Consider the following 20,476-nt stretch of genomic DNA (forward strand, 5'->3'; position numbering starts at 1 on the left):
CCATCCGGCCGGAACCGATTCACCCACTGCAATCGCACTGCAAGTAAGGATTTATCACGTGAAGCGACACCTCCTGAGCACCCTGACCCTGTCCCTGATGGCCGCCGCAGTTGTCAATGCCGCACCGGCCATGGCCGCCGCCGCCGATACTGCACCGGCCACCGCCGCCACCGCCTCCGCGCCGGCCGGCGTCATCTCGGGCATCGACACCCAGTACATCGACACCAGCGTGCGTCCGCAGGACGACTTCTTCACTCACCTGAACGGCAAGTGGCTCAAGGAGACCGAGATCCCGAGCGACCGTTCGAGCTGGGGAACCTTCATGAAGCTGCGCGAAGACACCACGCCGCAGCTGCTGGCGATCATCGAGGCAGCGCAGAAGGACACGGGCGCCAAGGCCGGCACCGAGACCAAGAAAATCGGCGACCTGTACGCCAGCTTCATGGACGCCGAGCGCCGCGAAACCCTGGGCTACAAGCCGCTGACCGGCGAGCTGTCGCGCATCCGCGCGCTGAAGGACAAGAAGGGCATTCCGGCCCTGGCCGCCCACCTGGCCAAGATCGGCGTCTCGAGCCCCTACGGCATCTACGTCGGCCAGGACATGCGCGAGTCGACCAAGTACGCCACCTACATCAGCCAGAGCGGCTTGGGGCTCCCCGACCGCGACTACTACCTGAAGCTCGACGACGCCAAGCTGGCGGAAGTGCGCGCCAAGTACCAGCAGCACGTCGAAAAGACGCTGGCGCTGGCCGGCGAGAAGAACGCCGCGGCCCAGGCCAAGGCCATCGTCGACTTCGAGACCGAGCTGGCCAAGGTGCAGTGGACCAAGGTCGAGAACCGCGACCCGGTCAAGCGCTACAACAAGATGAGCGTGCTTGATCTGACCAAGCTGGCGCCGGGCTACGACTGGAAGGCGGCCCTGGGCGCCGCCGGCGTGGGCAACAAGCTTGACTACATCATCGTCAACCAGCCGAGCTACTTCACGGGCTTGAATGCGTTGCTGGGCAAGACCGAGCTGGCGACGCTGAAGTCGTACTTCGAATGGCAGCTGCTGCGCGAATACGCGCCCTACCTGTCGAAGGCCTTCGTGGACGCGGACTTCGCCTTCTACGGCACCGCGCTGACCGGCGTGACCGAGCAGCGTCCGGACTGGAAGAAGGGCGTGGCCACCGTCGAAGGCGCGCTGGGCGAGGCGCTCGGCAAGCTGTACGTGAAAGAACACTTCCCGGCCGAGCGCAAAGCGCGCATGGAAGAGCTGGTGAAGAACCTGATCATCGCCTACGGCCAGTCGATCGACAACCTGGAGTGGATGAGCCCCGCGACCAAGAAGGAAGCGCGCGCCAAGCTGGCCAAGTTCACGCCGAAGATCGGCTATCCGGACAAGTGGCGCGACTATGCGCGCCTCTCCATCAAGCGCGACGACCTGGTCGGCAACGCGATGCGCGCCTCGACCTTCGAGTACGAGCGCAATATCGGCAAGCTGGGTAAACCAATCGATCACACCGAGTGGGGCATGACGCCGCAGACCGTGAACGCGTACTACCGCAGCACGATGAACGAGATCGTGTTCCCGGCCGCGATCCTGCAGCCGCCGTTCTTCGACATGCGCGCCGACGACGCCGTCAACTATGGCGCGATCGGCGCCGTGATCGGCCACGAGATCGGCCACGGCTTCGACGACAAGGGCAGCCAGTCGGACGGCGACGGCAATCTGCGCAACTGGTGGACCGCCGAGGACAAGACCGCGTTCAAGGCGCGCACCGACAAGCTGGTCAACCAGTTCAACGGCTACAGCCCGCTGCCTGGCTATAACGTCAACGGCGAGCTGACCCTGGGCGAGAACATCGGCGACAACGCCGGCCTGGCGATCGGCTACAAGGCCTACCAGATCTCGCTGCACGGCAAGCCGGCGCCGGTGATCGACGGCCTCACCGGCGACCAGCGCTTCTTCATGGGCTGGGGCCAGGTGTGGCGCTCGAAGATGCGCGAAGCGCAGCAGATCAACCAGGTCAAGACCGATCCGCACTCGCCGGGCCAGTTCCGCGCCAACGGCACCGTGCGCAATATGGCCGAGTTCTACAAGGCCTTCGACGTCAAGCCGGGCGACAAGATGTACCTGCCGCCTGAAGAACGCGTCATCATCTGGTAAATTAGTCCGACAGCGGGCCGGCGTCACGAGCGCCGGCCCGTTTTGCATTGCACTCACAATAAAGAGAGAGAGAGAACATGAAACGTCATCTGTTCAGCGCTGCCGCACTCGTGCTGGTAGCTTCGTTCGCGCACGCCGGATCCGGCGCCGCCGCCCCTGCCACCCCTGCCACGGCCAGCGCAGCCAAGGCGGGAGCTTCGTCCGGCATCGCCACCCAGTACATCGATGCCGGCGTGCGTGCCCAGGACGACTTCTTCGCCCACCTGAACGGCAAGTGGCTCAAGAGCGTCGAGATCCCGGCCGACAAGTCGACCTGGGGCGCCTTCCACCAGCTGCGCGACGATACCCTGCCGCAGCTGCGCGCCGTCATCGAGAAAGCCGCGATGGAACGCAGCGCCGCCAACGGCACCGAGGCGCGCAAGATCGGCGACTTCTACGCCAGCTATATGGACGAGGCGCGCCTGGAACAGCTGGGCGCCAAGCCGCTGGCCGGTGAGCTGGGCAAGATCGCCGCGATCAAGAACAAGAACCAACTGCCTGCGATGTTCGCCCACCTGGGCCGCATCGGCGTCAACGTGCCCTTCGTGTTCTTCATCCACCAGGACGCCAAGGATTCGACCAAGTACGTGGCCGACCTGTACCAGGCCGGCCTGGGCATGCCCGACCGCGACTACTACCTGAAGCTGGACGACGCCAAGCTGGCGGACACCCGCGCCAAGTACCAGCAGCACGTCGAGAAGATGCTGGCGCTGGCCGGCGGCAAGAATGCCGCGGCGGATGCGAAAGCCATCGTCGAGCTGGAAACCGAGCTGGCCAAGGTGCAGTGGACCAAGGTCGAGAACCGCGATCCGATCAAGACCTATAACAAGGTTGAACTGGACAAGCTGGCCGCGCTGGCGCCGGGCTACGACTGGCAGCAGTGGCTGAAGGCCTCGGGCCTGCAGGGCAAGGCCGACTACCTGATCGTCAGCCAGCCGACCTACCTGAAAGGCTTTGCTGACGTCCTCGATCGTGTTCCGCTGGCAACCTGGAAAGCCTATCTGCAGTTCCAGACCGTGAACGGCTACGCCAACTACCTGTCGAAGGCCTTCGTCGACCAGCGCTTCGCCTTCAACGGCACCACCCTGGCCGGCATCCCGCAACTGGAACCGCGCTGGAAGCGCGGCGTCTCGACCCTGGAGTCGAGCCTGGGCGACGCGGTCGGCAAGCTGTATGTGGCGAAGCACTTCCCGGCCGAGCGCAAGGCGCATATGGAAGTCCTGGTCAACAACCTGCTGGCCGCCTACAAGGAGTCGATCGACACCCTGGACTGGATGAGCCCCGCGACCAAGAAGGAAGCGCAGGCCAAGCTGGCCAAGTTCACGCCGAAGATCGGCTACCCGAACAAGTGGAAGGAATACACCGCGCTCACCGTCAAGCGCGATGACCTGGTCGGCAACGTGATGCGTTCGCGCGAAGTGGAGTACAACCGCGAACTGAACAAACTCGGCAAACCGATCGACCGCGACGAATGGGGCATGACGCCGCAGACCGTCAACGCCTACTACAACCCGGAACTGAACGAGATCGTGTTCCCGGCCGCGATCCTGCAGCCGCCGTTCTTCGACGCCAATGCCGACGACGCGGTCAACTACGGCGGCATCGGCGCCGTGATCGGCCACGAGATCAGCCACGGCTTCGACGACCAGGGTTCGCAGTACGACGGCGACGGCAATATGCGCAACTGGTGGACCGAAGAAGACGGCAAGCGTTTCGGCGAGAAGACCCGCGCGCTGATCGCGCAGTACGCCGCCTTCAGCCCATTGGAAGGCTATCACGTCAACGGCGAACTGACCCTGGGCGAGAACATCGGCGACAACTCGGGCCTGGCGATCGCCTACAAAGCCTACAAGATCTCGCTGAAGGGCAAACCGGCGCCCGTCATCGACGGTCTCACCGGCGACCAGCGCTTCTACATGGGATGGGGCCAGGTGTGGCGCACCAAGATGCGCGAGCCGGCGCAGATCGCCCAGATCAAGACCGACCCGCACTCGCCGGCGCAGTACCGCGCCAACGGCACCCTGAAGAACCAGCCTGGTTTCTATGAGGCGTTCGGGGTCAAGGCGGGCGACAAGATGTACCTGGCGCCGAAGGATCGCGTGATCATCTGGTAAGCGATCCTGGATCGGCCACCGGCAATGTCCCTTATCAAGACCTTCGATGTGTTGCGAATCGTCCTTGCCGGCAAGCGGCGCCTGGTTGCCTGAAGCACAGGCTACCAGGCGCTGCGATCACTTTGCCAGGCTCGAGTAGCTGCAGGACTTGTAGACGCCATCCTTCGGATTGCCGAAGACCGTGCTGGTGCAGGGGGTCTTGGCAGTGATGACCTTGGTCTTGTAGTAGCCGGGAGCGCCGAAGCGCACTTCACGGGTGCCGGTGAAGGAGCAAGTACCGCCTTCGGGCGCACAGACCCTCCAGGTAACCGGGGCCGATGGCGCCGATGGTGGAGGGGCCGGCGGCTGTGTCGTCGAGGTCGCGCTCTCATAGGCGCCGATATCCATGGCGCCCGAGGCCGGACGGGTCTCGCTGGCTGCCGTATGCTTGTACTGTGCGGTAGGCGCCAGGCTGAAGCCGGATGCCGATTTGCCCGGCGCGGTAGCAGCGCCGATCACGAGCGCATTGGCGGTAGGACGCAGGTCGAACTGCGCACGGTTGACGAAGCCTGGCGCCACAGAGCGGAAATTGCTTTTCTGAACAGCGCTCGCCTGGCCGGTCACCGTACCGGTACCACCGAAGATATTGTTCTGAATCAGGGCTGCCTTCGTCACCTTGCCGCCGATCAGCACGAACGTGCCACGCGAGCTGTCCTCGTTCAGGAAGGTGTTGTTGACCACGTACAGGTCTTGCCCTGGGTTGGTCGCGCCTTCCAGTCCATAGGCCAGCATGCCCGGGTTGTTGTGAGCCGACGGTTGATGGATCACATTGCCGATCACATACGATGTGCCACCGTTCGGCAGGTCGATCTCGTAGCTCGGCTTGCCGCTCTTGGTCGAACCGGTCTGGCCGGACGGCGTGCTCGAGAAGCGGTTGTAGGTGATCGTATTGAGCTTGGCGCGCGACTTCAGGTTGTGGCCGACGTTGGCGTCGTGCGAATAATTGAAGCGGAACAGCAGGCTGGCGATATTGCCGATGTACAGGTTGTGCGAATAGCCATCGCCATAGCCGTTATAGCCAAACTCGCTGTACTCGATCACGACATTGCTGTTGGCGTTGGCGCCGGACAGGATGCCGTTCTCGTTATCGTGCAGGAAGGACGAGCGCAAGGTGAAGTTGGTGCCTTCCAGGCGCAGTGCGGCGCCGTTCTTGTCCGGCACCCTGGCGCCGTACATCTCGACGTTCTCGACGATGATATTGTTGCCCTTGACGACCCAGGTCGCCTTGCCTTGGGCATTCTTACCGGCGGCATTGATCTTTGGACGGCCATTGACGCCGCGGATGGTCAGATCATGGACGGAGATCGCGCACACGTCGCCACTATAGGTCTTACCTCCCTGGATCTCGATGATATCGCCCGCCTTGGCCTTCGCAAAGGCGGCGCAGGGCGCCGCGTAGGTCTTGCCTGGGCCCACGGACAGGGTGGCGGCTGAGGCGCTGCCAACGGCTGCCAGCGACATCAGCAGCGCGGCGTTCAAGCGAAAGGCGTGGTGTTTGGTCGAAGCAGAGTTGCAGAATTGCATGATATTTATCCTGTAAAAAATTCCGATTGGAATTTGTTCCGGTTGGAAAGTTTTGAAGGATACGATATTTACGACGGCCTACTTGTAACTAATTGTGACAGTGCATTATGGAAATATTTAACAAATATACATTCACTAGCATGTCTGCAAACTATTTCTTGCAAGAATTTTTTGTAACAGAATCGTAGTGTTTATATACACTCTTCTATTTCTTTTAGAAAAGAATTTGAATATGTAATCCCGGAAATTAAAAGATCTGAATTAACACAGGTAAATGTTTCGAAAACGTGTGGGTAAAGGACCATCGCTGGGGGAAGCCAGCAAGCTGGCAGGGGTAATGGATGGCCCAAGGAAGGCAGAATGATGTTCGGAGAGAAAATCGAACTGGTAGTTTGAAAGAGGTCTCTACCAAAAGCTGATGTCGGAATAATTTACAGGGAGCACCTGTCAGTAACTGGTGCTTTGCGCTAATTAGTTGATTTTTATCGATAAATTTCTTACCGGCATGAAACTTGCATTGATATCAAACATAGCATTTTCATACTAAGGGGAAACCGTGCGTAAATTTATTGGATCGATTCTTATTGTCATGGCGACAATGGGGCTGGGAGCGCAGGCTGCGGTTGCCGCACCGCTCGTCGCAGCTGGCTCCACCTATTCCTTCTATCTGCAAGGCGAGGAAAGCGATAATGCCTATACCGGTATTGCCGCATTCGATGGCGTGGCGGAACAAGGTTTTCGCAACACCGGTGCGTTCACGGTGAACGAGTCCGAAACAGATCTTGGCAATGGTCAATCGCTCATCAGTATACAGATTCGCAGTGTCGGTGATTTATTCCCGTTCTTGGGAGAAACTGCGATCTACGGAATCGGCCTTTTCGATTTTCCGCTGATGCTGACCAGCGCGGTTTCCCTGTATGAGGCCCGCGTTTCTTTCCTCGATGCCGGTAATAAGGTGCTGGTCGATAGCGGCAATCTCGCCGGTGACGTTTATCAGAATAATCCCTGGGACGGTTATTTCCCGGCGACGAATGACGCCTTCGGTACCGAGGGAGTGGGCGGTCTCGGCGTGCTGGGAATTAACTTCGATTTCTTCGTGAGCACCGAACCGGCCGCAGTCCCCGAGCCGGCTGGCGCGCTGTTGATGGGGCTTGGCTTGATGGCCATGCTGACCATGCGTCGCCGCCGTTCGCAGTGATCGAAACGGGCTTATTGCTGGGTTGCGCTGCAACAACGTTCATGATCTTTGAAACAAAAAAGCACCCAATCGGGTGCTTTTTTATTGGAGCCGTCGCGCGTCTTATTTGACGGCGGCCACCATGTAATCGACCGCGGCCTTGACCTCTGCATCGGGGATGGTGGCGCCGCCTTTTGGCGGCATGAAGCCGGTCTTGCCCTGGAAGCCCTTGATCGCGTGCTCGTACATCACGTTGGCGCCCTGGCCGAGACGCGCGGTCCACGCTGCCTTGTCGCCAAACTTCGGCGCGCCGGCAATGCCTGCGCCATGGCAGGCGATGCAGGCCGAGTCATAGGCTTTCTTGCCGAGGTCGGCGCTGGCAATGGCTGGCGCGGCTGCCGGGGCAGCGGCAGTGGCCGCGGCTGGAGCGGGCGTTGCGGCCGGGCTTGCTGCTGCTGCTGGTGCTGTGGCGGTAGCGGCGGCGTCGGCTGGAGCCTCGGCGGCGGCCGGGGCAGGCGCGGGTTCGGCCGGTTCCTTGAAGCTGGCGCCGCTCTTGTTGGCCATGAAGACGACGGCGCGCTCGACCTCGAGATTGTCCAGGTCCGGATTGCCGCCCTTGGCCGGCATCGCGCGGATGCCTTCGATGGCGTGCTTGAGGACGGTGTCATAGCCTTGCGCCAGGCGTGCGCCCCAGGCGCCGTTGTCGCCGGTCTTTGGCGCGCCGGCCATGCCGCTATCGTGGCAGGCCGCGCAGGTGGCGGCATAGACGGCGCCGCCGGCCTGCAGCACGCGCGGCGCATTGGCGTCGACCAGGATGAAACCTTCTTCGGAGACGGGGCGGATACGGTTGGAGATCGCTTCGGCGCTCTGGCTGTCGGTGCCGGCGCCGGTGGTGGCGGTGCTGGTCACGAAGACCACCAGCAAAATAATACCTAGAACGATAACCAGGAAAAATGCCGTGACGGCAACGACGAGCTGCTTTGGCGTGCGGATGAGGGATTGATGTTCGTTGTGTGCGTCGCTCATGATTTCCTTAATTCAATTAAAAAAACCAGCCACTGGGCACTGCGATTTAGTGGCTTTTTGCAAATGCCGTCAAGCATCTTATTATAGTGTAATCCTGCTTTGGTGTAGGGGTTTTTCCGCCTCTCCCCATGGACGTACTTGCGGAAAGACTGTATCCTTCGTCACACCTCCAGCGCGGCTGTAGCTCAGTGGATAGAGTATTGGCCTCCGAAGCCAAGGGTCGCTGGTTCGATCCCAGCCAGCCGCGCCATTCCGGCATCATTGCCGTCGTTTTTCCTTCCCCTCCCGATCGTCCCGCATGCGCCGGCATGCCGCCGCCTCGCGTCCGTACTCTGCCGTCATGCTGGCTTGCGCACTTTTGTGTAATGGTGCATGCGCACAATTGACATTGCTGGTTGTTGACTTTAAGGTAAGTAGTAGTTGGCAGGTTCTTCATTGCCGGCAGGCCTGATCCGGCACTACCGCGTGCCACGCGCGACGACCTTTCCGCGCATGCGCCGCACTCTTGAAAGAGGACCTTCCATGACTCTCGACCATGGTCTTCGCCACCGTGTCGCCCTTTTGCGCTTCGTCATGATCTTCGGCGTCATCATGCTGCATACGCCGCAGTACGTGCCGATGGCCGAGATCGGCGATGGCTGGTTCGATGCCACCAAGGCCTTTTTCCAGCTCGCCGTGTTTCGCGCCACCGTCCCGGTGCTGACCGTCATCTCCGGCTTCCTGCTGTTCGGCGCCGCCCTCGACCGTGCGCCGGCGCGCCTGTTCAGCAAGAAGGCGCGCACGATCCTGCTGCCCTTCCTGTGCTTCAACCTGCCGCTGGTGCCGCTGGCACTGGGAGCGCAACTGTTTGCTGGTGTCGAGATGTCCGCGCAATTGTGGCCGTTCGAACCGATGGCCTGGCTCAATGCGGCCTTCGGCCTGACCGCTTCGCCCATCAACTACCCATTGAATTTCTTGCGCGACCTGCTGGTGCTGATCCTGCTCGCGCCCGCGTTCGGCTGGCTGCTGCGCAATTACGCCTGGCCGGGCCTGGTGCTGGTGTCGGTCGTGTTCTTTAATAACTATGACGGTGCGCTGGTGCTGCGCGACCTGATGGCGGTGCTGTTCTATATTGGCGGCATGGCCGCGGTGCGCGGCTGGAACCTGCGCCTGCTCGACCGTCATGCACTGCTGTGCTTCCTGTTATTCCTGCTCGCCTGCGCCGCCATCGTGCATTTCCGTGTCGCGAACACGACCTATCTGCGCCTGGTTGCGCCATTCCTGATCTGGCCGGCCACCGCCTGGCTGGCGTCGTCCCGGCTTGGCCCCTGGCTGGTCGGCATGAGCAAGTACAGCTTCTTCATGTTCCTGGCGCATGCCCCGCTACTGCTGCTGACCTGGCTTCTGTACAGCCGCTATGGCAGCGCCTTGCCATACCCCGTGTACTGGCTCATGGCGCCGGTGCTGGTGACGGCCATCCTGGTCGGCGTCTACCGTATCGCCGCCGTCCTGATGCCGCAGCTGTTTCCTCTGCTCATCGGCGCAGGACGGCGTGCGCGCCAGCCGGCGCCGGCCGCTGATGCCATACCGGTGGTGGATCAGCCCCAGGCCGCCGGGGCGAAACTCTGCGACACACACTTGCTATAAATCAATATTGGCTTTAAAACAATAGCGCACGATATCCATCGTTGCGCTGCATACTGTTGAGTCGATGCTAAAATTTCTTTCCCATATCGCAAGTGGGTGTTACCGCTGGTGTTGTACCCGTGTTGCATTGACCTGACGCCGCAGTGAACCGTCGTTGAGTCCGGTTATGTTTCCATGCTATATTGACTGTTAAAAATATAGCAAAAAACTGCATCGCAAACGATGTATAAAAGACACTATTTAACAATTCTTGTTGAGATTTAGTTGTGGAGGCGACAAGTCATCGAGCTTACACAGCGCTGACTTACCATGGCGTGCAACCAGCTGGCAGCTGACGCCGCCAAGAAAGTGTGTCGCCAACGCTATTGCATTAAAGAAATCTGCTCAGCCCTGCGCACGGCAGATCTAGCAATAAAGAAACAAATCTCAATCTTTGCTATATTGATAATGTTGCGCAGGAAATTTTGTTAACCTGGAGGCGGACGACGACGTCGTTTGTTGTAAATACAACAGGTCCTGGCGAGCGCGACACGTTATAGCTATTGTATGAGACCATGCGCGCGCTGCTGTCGATGTAGCTGTTGCCTAGTGGTCGTTTTTTGCCAACTCAGCAAGCAGTGAAGCAATAATAAATTCTGGGGAATAACATGTTTCGGATCTCTAACCACTACGTGTCGAAGATCGTATTCGTCCTTCTGTTTGTAGAGATGTTGATCCTGCTTGGCGCCGCTTATGCCGGCGCCGCCATGCGTTTTCTCGACGTTGGTGCGCCGGTGACGGCCCTGCAACTCGATCACTTCATGGCCTCGGCGATCGCCTTCGCGGTGGCGGTGAGCTTCAGCATGAGCGCCATGGGCATGTACCAGCTCGATTTCGACGAAGGCCTGCGCCATCCCTTCCTGATGAAGCTGATGCCCGCCTTCCTGATGGGCTTCCTGATCCTGACCCTGGTATTCTATATTGCCCCCGATCTGTATTTCGGCCGCGGCATCCTGCTGCTGGTGTTCGGCTTGGCGGCGGTCGGCATTTTTACGGCGCGCATCATCTTCTTCAAGACCTCTGAAATGCGCCTGATGCAGTCGCGCATCATGTTCCTCGGCAGCGGTCCGCTGGCCAAGGAGTGCAGCGAGCTGGCGCAGAAAAAGACCAGCTACCACCGCTACAATATCGCCGGCTTCATCCCGGTCGCCAGCGAAGAGGTCTGCGTGCCTACAGGCAACCTGCTCAAGGTGCGCGACGGCGATTCGCTGGTCAAGGTCGCCAAGCAGTACGGCGTGCAGGAAATCGTGGTCTCGGTACAGAACCGCCGCGGCAGCTTCCCGATCAAGGAGCTGCTCGACTGCAAGCTGCAAGGCCTCAAGGTCACCGACGCCGCCACCTTCTTCGAACGTGAAACCTGCCAGATCCGGGTCGACTCCCTGCAGCCGAGCTGGCTGGTGTTCGGCGGCGGCTTTGACCAGAGCTATATCCGCACCTTCATGAAACGCGGCTTCGACCTGGTGTGCAGCACCCTGATCATGGTCATGACCCTGCCGATCATGCTGGCGGCGGCGATTGCCGTCTGGATGGAAGACCGCGGCCCCGTGTTCTATTCGCAGGAACGGGTCGGCAAGGACGGCAAGATCTTCCGGGTGCACAAGTTCCGCAGCATGCGCACCGATGCCGAAAAAGGCGGCAAGCCCCAGTGGGCGGCCCAGAACGATCCGCGCGTCACCCGCGTCGGCAATTTCATGCGCAAGACCCGCATCGACGAACTGCCCCAGGTGTTCAATGTGCTCAAGGGTGACATGTCCTTCGTCGGCCCGCGTCCCGAGCGTGCTTACTTCGTGGAGCAGCTGATCGAGGTGGTGCCGTATTACAATGTGCGCCATAGTATCAAGCCGGGCATCACCGGCTGGGCCCAGGTCCGTTACGGCTACGGCTCCTCGGCCGAGGATGCGCTGCAAAAGCTGCAGTACGACCTGTACTACGTCAAGAACAACAGCCTGTTCCTCGACGTGCTGGTCCTGATCAATACACTCAAGGTCGTGCTGTTCCGCAGCGGGCGCTGATGACCACGCCCCGGGCAGCACCGGGGCCAGGCATCGGTGTGGCCTCCTTACCCGGATTTTTTCAATGCACGTTCTCATGGATGGCGCACGTTGACCAGCATTGCCGTCTATAGCTACAGCGTCGCAGCCATCGGTTTCCTCCTGCTGATCGGTCTCCTGCTGACGATCTGGCGCGGCCGCAGCCACGTCGCGCCGGTCGCGATCGCCTGCGCGCTCACCGCGCTCTGGTCCGGCGCCCTGGCCCTGGAAGCCGCGTCCGGCCTCGGGCTGTGGTCGGTCTGGACCGACAAGCTCGAGATCCTGCGCAGCGGCGCCTGGTGCGTCGTACTGGTTCTGTTACTGGGCAACTACCGCGATCCGGGCAGCCGCTGGCCATTCGGCCTGCGTACCTCGGTGTTCGCGGGAAGCATGGTCTACCTGGGCCTGTTGCTGGCGACGGCGCTGATGCGCACCGACCTGATGCTCAACATCGACGGCCTGCTGCCGAACGTGACGGTGCGCGTGTGCCAGGCGGTGCTGGGCATGCTGCTGGTCGAGCAGGTGTACCGCAACAAGACGGTGCAGGAGCGCTGGGCCATCAAGTTTGCCTGCCTGGGCATCGGCGCCATGTTCGCCTACGACTTCTATATGTACAGCCAGGCGATGCTGTTCCACGAAATGCACCAGGACACCTGGGCCGCGCGCGGCATCGTCAATGCCCTGGCCATGCCGCTGATCGGCACCGCGGTCAAGCGCGGCACCTCGCGCGCCAATGCGCTGGCGCTGTCGCGGCGCGTGATGTTCCATTCGACCGCGCTGTTCGGCTCCGCGCTCTACCTGATGGCGATGGGCTTCGCCGGCTACTACCTGCGCTACTTCGGCGGCAGCTGGGGCGGCGTGATGCAGGTCGTGTTCCTGTGCGGCGCGCTGCTGGTGCTGGCCGGGACCCTGTTCTCGGGCACCTTCCGCGCCTGGCTCAAGGTCTTCATCAGCAAGCATTTCTACAGCTACGGCTACGACTACCGCGAGGAATGGATGCGCTTCACGCGTACTCTGTCCGAGCATAGCGCCAATATCGGCGAGCGCGCGATCGAGGCGGTCGGGGCCCTGGTCGAAAGCCCGGGCGGGGTGCTGTGGCAGCGCCGCGACGGGGAGCCTGACAGCGGCGGGGCCAGCACCTATCGGCCGGTGGCCGGCTGGCAGGCCGCCAGCAGCGCCGTCGAGCCGGCCGATTCGAAGTTCTGCCGCTTCCTGGAAACCACCCAGTGGGTGATCGACCTGCACGAATACAAGGCCTTGCCCGAGAAGTACGGCGACCTCGAACTGCCGGCCTGGCTCAAGGAATTCCCGCGCGGCTGGCTGGTGGTGCCCCTGATCATGCATTCGAAACTGTTCGGCTTCGTGGTGCTGCAGGACGCGCGCAGCACCGTGGCCCTGAACTGGGAAGTGTTCGACCTGCTCGAGATCGCGGGCAGCCAGGCCGCCAGCTACCTGGCGCAGCAGGACGCCGCCAACGAATTGATGGTGGCGCGCCAGTTCGATTCGTTCAATCGCATGTCGACCTTCGTGGTGCACGACCTCAAGAACCTGGTGTCCCAGCTGTCGCTGATGAACGCCAACGCCGAAAAGCACCGCGACAATCCAGAGTTCCAGCGCGACATGCTCGACACGGTCGACCATTCGATCCAGAAGATGACGTCGATGCTGCAAAAACTGAGCCGCAACGATGCCCCGGCGCGACCGCGCGCCTTGTCGGTCGAGGCGGTGGTGGGCCAGGCGATCGCGCTCAAGAGCGCCCTCGAGCCGCATCCGTCGCTGCAGGTCGAGCAGCAGGGCCTGAAGGTGCTGGCCGACCGCGAGCGGCTCGAGCGCGTGCTGGGCCACCTGATCCAGAACGCGATCGAGGCCACGCCCAAGAGCGGCCGCGTCAACGTGAGCATCCGCCGCCAGGGCAACCGGGTGGCGATCACGGTGGCCGACACCGGCGCCGGCATGACCGAGAAATTCATTCGCGAGCGCCTGTTCAAGCCGTTCGAATCGACCAAGCCGGCCGGCATGGGCATCGGCGTGTTCGAGAGCCGCGAATACATCACTGAACTGGGCGGCGCGCTGGACTTGACCAGCACGCCCTCGGTCGGAACCACTTTTACCGTCACGCTGCCGTTGTACCATGAGGCTGGGGCGGGCATCGCCGCCGGCGCCATCGATCGCGCAGCGTGAACTGAGGAATAGCCGTGACCCAAAACAAACCGAAACTGTTGATCATCGAGGACGACCCCGGCCTGCAGAAGCAGCTGCGCTGGAGCTTCGATGCCTATGACGTGGTCGTCGCCGGCGACCGCGAAAGCGCGCTGGCGCAGATCCGCCGCCACGAGCCGGCGGTGGTCACCATGGACCTCGGGCTGCCGCCCGATCCGGACGGCTCGACCGAAGGCCTGGCCACGCTCGAGCAGATCCTGGCGCTGGCGCCGGACACCCGCGTGATCGTCCTGACCGGCAACCAGGAGCGCGCCAACGCGGTCAAGGCGATCGCCATGGGCGCCTACGATTTCCACCAGAAGCCGTGCGAACCCGAGGTGCTGAACCTGGTGATCCAGCGCGCGTTCTTTTTGCATAACCTGCAGATGGAAAACCGCCGCATGCAGTCGAACCAGGCCGATTCGCCGATGGCGGGCGTGATCAGCCGCGACGCCGGCATGCTCAAGGTCTGCCGCAATATCGAGAAGGTGGCCCCGACCTCGGCCTCGGTGATGGTGCTGGGCGAATCGGGCACCGGCAAGGAAGTGCTGGCGCGCGCGCTGCACGCGCTGTCGCCGCGCGCCAAGGAGCGCTTCGTGGCGATCAACTGCGCCGCGATTCCCGAGAACCTGCTCGAGAGCGAATTGTTCGGCTACGAGAAGGGCGCCTTCACCGGCGCCGTCAAGCAGACCAAGGGCAAGGTCGAACTGGCCAACGGCGGCACCTTCTTCCTGGATGAAGTGGGCGACCTGCCGATGGCGCTGCAGGCCAAGCTGCTGCGCTTTTTGCAGGAGCGCGTGATCGAGCGCATCGGCGGCCACGAGGAAATCCCGGTCGACGTGCGTATCGTGTGCGCCACCCACCAGAAGCTCAAGGAATTGTGCAGCACCGGGCGCTTCCGCGAAGACTTGTATTACCGCTTGTCGGAAATCGTGGTCACGATCCCGCCGCTGCGCGCGCGCCAGGGCGATGCGGCCCTGCTGGCCCACCACTTCAAGAACAAGTTCTGCGCCCAGGAATCGCGCCCGACCCTGCATTTCGCCCCCGACGCGATCGCCGCCATCGAGGCCTACGAGTGGCCGGGCAATGTGCGCGAGATGGAAAACTGCGTCAAGCGCGCCGTGATCATGGCCGACGGTCCCACCATCGTGGCCGACGACCTGGGCCTGCCCGACAATGGCACGCAGGTCGAAGAACCGCTGAATTTGCGTCAGGTGCGCGACGAGGCCGAACACGCGGCCATCGTGCGCGCGCTGGCGCGGGTGGACGGCAATATCGTCAAGGCGTCCGAGGTACTGGGCGTGAGCCGCCCGACCCTGTATGACCTGATGAGCCGGCACGGCATCAAGAGCAGCGCCTGAAGTGCGCCCTATTATGTGCTCCCCATGAGGCGTAACGCCCGTCTGGCGCTGGCGGCCACCGTACTGGCCGGTTGCGGCGTGGCGGCGGGGCTGTTCGCGGCCGAACGCGCGGGCGTGATGCCGCGCACCCTGGCGCCTTATATCGAAAAGCGCAGCAGCGGCCACAATGCCGTCATCGTCGGCGCCGGCCAGTTCGCCAGCCGCAGCCTGCTGGCGCTGGACCGCGGCGCATCGGGCGGCGTTGCCGCGCCCGACCTTGCGCCTGACCTGGCGGCCCTGACGCTGGGCGCCCAGCCGCAGGCCGCCGGCGCGCCGGGGCTGGACGCGGGCCTGGTGCGCGACGTCGCGGGCCTGCGCGCCGCCATGGCCGCGGCCACGCCGGGCACGACGATCACGCTGGCGCCGGGCAGCTACCCCATCGAACACCGTGCGCTGGAAGCCAGCCGGCCCGGCAGCGCACAGGCGCCGGTCGTGGTGCGCGCCGCCCAGCCGGGCACGGTGACCTTGCGTTCGAACGTGCCGGTCGCAATCCGGGTCAATACCCCGCACTGGCGCTTCGAAAATCTGACCATCGACGGCGCCTGCGCCGCCCACGACGACTGCGAGCACGCCTTCCAGGTGACCGGCGCGGCCAGCCATTTCGCGGCCGTCAACAACACCCTGCAGGGCTTCAACGCCCACTTCAAGATCAACGGCGCCGGCGGACGTTTTCCCGACCAGGGCCTGATCGAAGCGAACACGCTGTCCAATCCGGCGCCGCGCGCGACGCGTAAGCCGGTAACCCCGATCGACCTGGTCGCGGCCAGCGACTGGACGGTGCGCGGCAACATCATCCGCGACTTCATCAAGGCCGGTGGCGACGGCATCAGCTACGGCGCCTTCGCCAAGGGCGGCGGCAGCGGCAATCTGTTCGAGCGCAATCTGGTGTGGTGCGAGGCGGCGCTGGCCGGCCAGCCCGGCCAGCGCGTCGGCCTGTCGCTGGGTGGCGGCGGCACCGGCAAGCCGTATTGCCGCGATGGCCGCTGCATTATGGAACAGGAGCGCAGTGTGTTGCGCGCCAACCTGATCGTCGGCTGTTCCGATGTCGGCATCTACCTCAACAGCGCGGCCGATACCCGGATCGAGGACAACACCCTGGTCGACACCGCCGGCATCGACGTGCGCTTTGCCACCAGCAGTGCGCACATCGACGGCAACCTGGTCGACGGCCCGATCCGCAGCCGCGACGGCGGCCTGCTGCACCTTGGGGACAACCGCGATGCGGCCTTGTGGCGTTCGTATGCGGGACTGCATCCGGTGCGTTCCCTGTTTGCGGCGCCGGCGGGCGCTGACTTCCTTTGGCACGGCGAGGCGCCGGCGCGCTCCACGCCACGCCAGGATGGCGTCGATTTGTGCGGCGCCGCGCGCAGCCAGGCGAAGGCTTACGGCGCCTTCGAGGATTTCGGCGCCTGCCGGCGCCGCTGAGGATCTACCAGGACCGCAACCACTGCGCCGTCCAGCGCGCGACCTGGTCGCGCCAGGCGCGGCGCGAGAAGGTGTGGTCGGCGTCGTCGATCTGGCGCCGCGTCACGCGCGGCGGGGCCAGCACGCCTTTCCAGGCGTGGTCGGCATCGGCCAGGTCGCAGAATTCGCGCGCCGTCAGGTCGGCGCCGGAGATTACAAGCAGCACCTGTCCGCGAAAATCCTGCAGGCCGGCGCGCATCCGTTCCGGCAGCGAGGCCGTGGTGGTGGCTGCACTAACAGCGGCAGGCCCGCCCCTGGCCTTGCGCAGCAGCGCCACCAATGACGTCAACGAGCGCCGCCAGTCGAGTCCTCCGCGCAGCAGCTGCTTCCAGAACGCCGGGTCGCGCAGGCGCGCCCGGTAGTAATGGCGCAGGGTGGCGCGCGCCAGGCCGTCCTCGGTGCGCACCCAGGGATTGAGCAGCACCAGGCCCGCCACGCGCGGGTCGCGCGCCGCATACATGCCGATCGCCGAGGCGGCGTCGCACAAGCCCCACAGCACCACTTCGCGCAGGCCGGGCACCGCCGCCATGAAGGCGTCGAGCGCGGCGCGCAGGTCGTCCTCGACGTCGTCGAACGGACGGATGGCGCCTTCGCTGTCGCCCATGCCGCGGTAGTCGAAGCGCAGCACCGGCACGCCGCCCTGCGCCAGGTCGCGCGCCAGCAGAGTGAACTGGCGGTGACTGCCGGCCCGGTATTGCGGGCCGCCGACGACCACCAGCACGCCGCGCGCGCCCGGCGCGGCATTGCCCGGCAGGCTCAGGATGCCGACCAGCCGCTCGCCGCCGCAGTCGAAGGCGAGCGCGCGTTCTTCCAGCTGCGGGTCCGGACCGGTAGCGGCTTGCATCTGCCTCGTCTCCATGTCTTCAATGACCATGCAGTCGCGCCTCCAGGGCGGCCGTGCCGGCGTCCAGCCAGGCTGCGCTCTCGGTGATCTCGGTGGTGGTCCAGAACGGCGCGCTGTGGACCGGGTGCAGGCGCAGGTCGATCCCGGCCGCCTGCCAGGCGCTGGCGGCGCGCGCGGCGCCTGGCGCCGGGCCCGCTCCGGGCTGCGCCACCGCCTCGATCCAGTCGACCGGGCAGGCCGGGCGGAAGGCGTCCAGCGGATCGAGCGCATCGAGCGCGGCCGCCAGGCGCGGATCGAGGTCGTAGCCCGCGATCTCGAGCGTCTCGCCGTTCTGCAGCGCCGTGCGCAGCGCCGACGTGTTTACGCCCGGGCCGGCGTCGCCATCGGCCAGCAGCGCGCCGGCCAGGCGCAGGCGCAGGAACTGCGTCAGGTAGGTGGAGCCCTTGAGCACCGGCTGCCACAGCAGCATGCCGGCCACCGGGTGGGTGGCCGCGCGCGCATAGTCCAGCGCCAGCAGGGCGCCCAGGCGCAGGCCCCACAGCCGCAGCGGTGCGTCGGTTCTGTCTTGCAGCCAGGCCGCGGCCAGCGCCAGGTCGGCCTGCCACCGTTCCCAGCGGGCGTCGCCGAAGTCGCCGCTGCTGTCGCCGCAGCCGGCCAGGTCGATCTGCAGCACGGCGTGGCCGGCCGCGGCGAAGGCGCGCGCCTGCAGCGCCGCCATGCGGCGCGCGCGGTTCAGCTCTTCGGCGAAGGGATGCACGTACAGCAGCGCCCCGCGCGCCGGGCCGGCCGGCGGGTGATACAGGCAGAAGCGCTGCCCGCCATCCGCCTTCAGGAAGAAGGGTTCGGCCGGCGCGCAGGCGGCGGCCTTCATGCGCCGCGCTTGTCGTCCACGAAAGCGGCCAGGCTGCCCAGGGTAGAGAAGGTGCTGGCGCTGATGTCGTCGTCGTCGATCGCGATGTCGAACTGTTCTTCCAGTGCGGCGATCAGGCTGATCACCGCCATCGAATCGAGTTCCGGCAGCGCGCCCAGCAGGGGCGAGTCGGCGCTCAGCTGGCGGCCGGCGTCGCCCAGGCTGAGCACGTCGGTGAGGAGGGTCTTGATCTGGTCTATCGTGGTTTGGTCGAAGTTCATGCGGATTCCATTCACGGGTTGGGGCGCAGCAGCGCCAGCCGGGACTTGATCGGTGCCGCCAGACGGTGCACTTCGCCCAGCAGTTCGTGGCGCGTCAGGCGCAGCAGCAGATACCAGGCGATGGCCAGGACCGGCGCCATCGCGAGCAGGCGCAGCAGCGACGCCAGCGAAGAGGGCAGGGCCAGCACCAGCAGCATGGCCGTGGCGCAGGTGCCCAGCGCCACCACGGCGCTCGGCACCAGGGCCCGCAGCAGGCGGAAGATGCCGAGGTCGAAGAAGCGGCGCTGCATATAGGCCCGCAGCGGCATGGTCAGGATCGTCGCCAGGCACATCGCCCAGGCGAAGCGCACCAGCGAGCCATCGTACATCCACACGCCGAATCCCACGCGCGCAGCGAGGACGGCCAGCGTGAATACCGCGCTCATGTAAGGCCGGCCGATTGCGGTCAGAGCGAAGCTGACATACTGGAACGTCATCACCGAAGCCGCCGCCAGCGTCAGCGGCAGGATGGCGGGCACCGCCTCGAGCCAGGTGGGACCGTACAGCGCCTGCACGATGTCGTGCCCGAGCACGGCCGTCAGGCCGAGGGCAGTCCAGCCGACGCCGGTCAGCAGGACGGTCGCGCGCGTCAGCACGGGCGCCAGCGACTCGCCGCGATGGAAGATCTGCGCCATGTAGGGAATCGCCCCATAGGTCATGGTGGAGCCGGCGATGTGGATGAAGATCTGGACCGTCGAGTTGGCGCGGCTGAGCAAGCCGACCTGGCTTGCGGAACCGAGCTTGCCGAGCAGGATGTCCGGAATGGCGTTGTTGATTGCCACGGCGGTGCTCGAGATGAGCGAACCGGCGCCGAAATTGACGACGCCGCGCCAGTGGGAAAACGATGGCAGCCATGGCATGTCGCGTCGGCGAAGTGGCGCAAGCGCCAGCACGCACACCAGAATATTGATCAGGTTCGCCCATGCCAGGCTCAGGCTGCCGAATCCCATCTTGGCAAGCACCAGGCAGCTGGCGCAATAGCTCAGCGTACCGGCTGCGTTCACATAGGCCTGCTTCTCGGCCTGGAAGCTGCGCGAGAGCATGGCGTTCGTGATCGAACCGAAAGGAATGAACACGAAACCGAGGGCCAGCACTTGCATGACGGGGACCATCTGCGGCTCGTCGAACGTGGCGCCGATCGGACCGCTGGCCAGGTACAGCGCCAGGGCAATCAACCACGACGAGGAAAACAGCACGCCGCCCGCCGATCGCAGCTTGTCGGGCGTCAGTTCTTTTTCGCGCTGGATGTACTGGCTGACGCCGAAATCGCGGAATACGTGCGCGAAATTCACGAACACCACGGTCATCGAAAATACGCCGATCTCGCTCGGACTGAGAATGCGTGCGAGCAGGACGCTGACGATGAATTTGAGCACCGTTGCTCCGGTCGAGGAGCAAAAGGTGATGAACAGCGCGCGGCGCAGGTTTGCGGCGGCCATCAGGATTGGACCGTCACGATGCCGGCGTCCAGCCGTGCGGAGCATGCCTCTTGCCCTGTGCAAGGCTTGGGCAGGCGCCGGTCGCGGCGGAACTGGATCGTATTATCTGGTGACGACATGCTTGCGAATCTCTTTCTCGATGGGCAATCCCAATCAGCGCCATGGCTGCCGGATACCGGCAGCGCCTGTGACGATTG

The 20,476-nt window shown here is 63.7% G+C and carries 14 protein-coding genes and 1 tRNA gene; 9 read left to right on the forward strand and 6 right to left on the reverse strand.

What is annotated here, in order from left to right:
- Positions 1-58 precede the first annotated feature (58 nt).
- Positions 59-2,149 carry a M13 family metallopeptidase gene (locus SOM61_RS05335; protein WP_320473142.1) on the forward strand — a complete coding sequence of 697 codons (2,091 nt, stop codon included), beginning with the start codon at positions 59-61 and terminating at the stop codon, positions 2,147-2,149.
- Between the two features lie 77 nt (positions 2,150-2,226).
- On the forward strand, positions 2,227-4,302 hold the full coding sequence (locus SOM61_RS05340; protein ID WP_320473143.1) for a M13 family metallopeptidase: 2,076 nt from the start codon (positions 2,227-2,229) through the stop codon (positions 4,300-4,302).
- 117 nt (positions 4,303-4,419) lie between these two features.
- On the opposite strand, the gene SOM61_RS05345 is transcribed toward SOM61_RS05340, so the two are convergent.
- Entirely contained in the window at positions 4,420-5,865 is a 1,446-nt protein-coding gene (locus SOM61_RS05345; RefSeq protein ID WP_320473144.1) for a right-handed parallel beta-helix repeat-containing protein, read from the reverse strand.
- Positions 5,866-6,421: 556 nt separating this feature from the next.
- Between SOM61_RS05345 and SOM61_RS05350 the strand changes: the two genes are divergently transcribed.
- The gene (locus SOM61_RS05350; protein WP_320473145.1) at positions 6,422-7,063 is read left to right on the forward strand and encodes a PEP-CTERM sorting domain-containing protein; all 642 of its coding nucleotides are present in this window, start codon (positions 6,422-6,424) and stop codon (positions 7,061-7,063) included.
- Positions 7,064-7,165: 102 nt separating this feature from the next.
- On the opposite strand, the gene SOM61_RS05355 is transcribed toward SOM61_RS05350, so the two are convergent.
- A complete protein-coding gene (locus SOM61_RS05355) occupies positions 7,166-8,068 on the reverse strand; it encodes a c-type cytochrome (RefSeq protein ID WP_320473146.1) in 903 nt (300 codons plus the stop codon).
- A gap of 174 nt (positions 8,069-8,242) precedes the next feature.
- Here SOM61_RS05355 and SOM61_RS05360 point away from each other — a divergent pair.
- The 6 genes from SOM61_RS05360 to SOM61_RS05385 all read left to right on the forward strand — a co-directional run bounded on the left by SOM61_RS05360 (position 8,243) and on the right by SOM61_RS05385 (position 16,787).
- Positions 8,243-8,318: transfer RNA gene (locus SOM61_RS05360), tRNA-Arg, on the forward strand.
- A 272-nt stretch (positions 8,319-8,590) separates the two neighbouring features.
- On the forward strand, positions 8,591-9,694 hold the full coding sequence (locus SOM61_RS05365) for an acyltransferase family protein (RefSeq protein WP_320473147.1): 1,104 nt from the start codon (positions 8,591-8,593) through the stop codon (positions 9,692-9,694).
- Between the two features lie 647 nt (positions 9,695-10,341).
- Complete coding sequence (locus SOM61_RS05370) at positions 10,342-11,745, forward strand: TIGR03013 family XrtA/PEP-CTERM system glycosyltransferase (protein ID WP_320473148.1); 1,404 nt, start codon at positions 10,342-10,344, stop codon at positions 11,743-11,745.
- A gap of 90 nt (positions 11,746-11,835) precedes the next feature.
- Positions 11,836-13,944, forward strand: a complete 2,109-nt coding sequence (gene prsK / locus SOM61_RS05375; RefSeq protein ID WP_320473149.1) for an XrtA/PEP-CTERM system histidine kinase PrsK — start codon at positions 11,836-11,838, stop codon at positions 13,942-13,944.
- Between the two features lie 14 nt (positions 13,945-13,958).
- Positions 13,959-15,323, forward strand: coding sequence for a PEP-CTERM-box response regulator transcription factor (gene prsR, locus SOM61_RS05380; RefSeq protein ID WP_320473150.1), 1,365 nt, complete (start codon positions 13,959-13,961; stop codon positions 15,321-15,323).
- 24 nt (positions 15,324-15,347) lie between these two features.
- The gene (locus tag SOM61_RS05385; RefSeq protein ID WP_320473151.1) at positions 15,348-16,787 is read left to right on the forward strand and encodes a right-handed parallel beta-helix repeat-containing protein; all 1,440 of its coding nucleotides are present in this window, start codon (positions 15,348-15,350) and stop codon (positions 16,785-16,787) included.
- A 4-nt stretch (positions 16,788-16,791) separates the two neighbouring features.
- Here SOM61_RS05385 and SOM61_RS05390 read toward each other — a convergent pair whose 3' ends face one another.
- From SOM61_RS05390 to SOM61_RS05405, 4 genes are read right to left on the reverse strand one after another with little or no spacing between them, the layout of a single operon-like run.
- On the reverse strand, positions 16,792-17,670 hold the full coding sequence (locus SOM61_RS05390; RefSeq protein ID WP_320473152.1) for a hydrolase 1, exosortase A system-associated: 879 nt from the start codon (positions 17,668-17,670) through the stop codon (positions 16,792-16,794).
- Between the two features lie 19 nt (positions 17,671-17,689).
- Positions 17,690-18,541, reverse strand: coding sequence for a hydrolase 2, exosortase A system-associated (locus SOM61_RS05395; RefSeq protein WP_320473153.1), 852 nt, complete (start codon positions 18,539-18,541; stop codon positions 17,690-17,692).
- Entirely contained in the window at positions 18,538-18,801 is a 264-nt protein-coding gene (locus SOM61_RS05400) for an acyl carrier protein (RefSeq protein ID WP_320473154.1), read from the reverse strand. Before SOM61_RS05400 ends, SOM61_RS05395 begins: the two co-directional genes overlap by 4 nt.
- Positions 18,802-18,812: 11 nt before the next feature.
- Positions 18,813-20,279: an oligosaccharide flippase family protein gene (locus SOM61_RS05405; RefSeq protein ID WP_320473155.1), complete on the reverse strand. Its 1,467-nt coding sequence runs from the start codon at positions 20,277-20,279 to the stop codon at positions 18,813-18,815.
- Positions 20,280-20,476: the final 197 nt, after the last annotated feature.

Origin of the sequence: Massilia sp. CFBP9012, from assembly GCF_034045115.1 — a bacterium.
Taxonomy (GTDB): domain Bacteria; phylum Pseudomonadota; class Gammaproteobacteria; order Burkholderiales; family Burkholderiaceae_D; genus Telluria.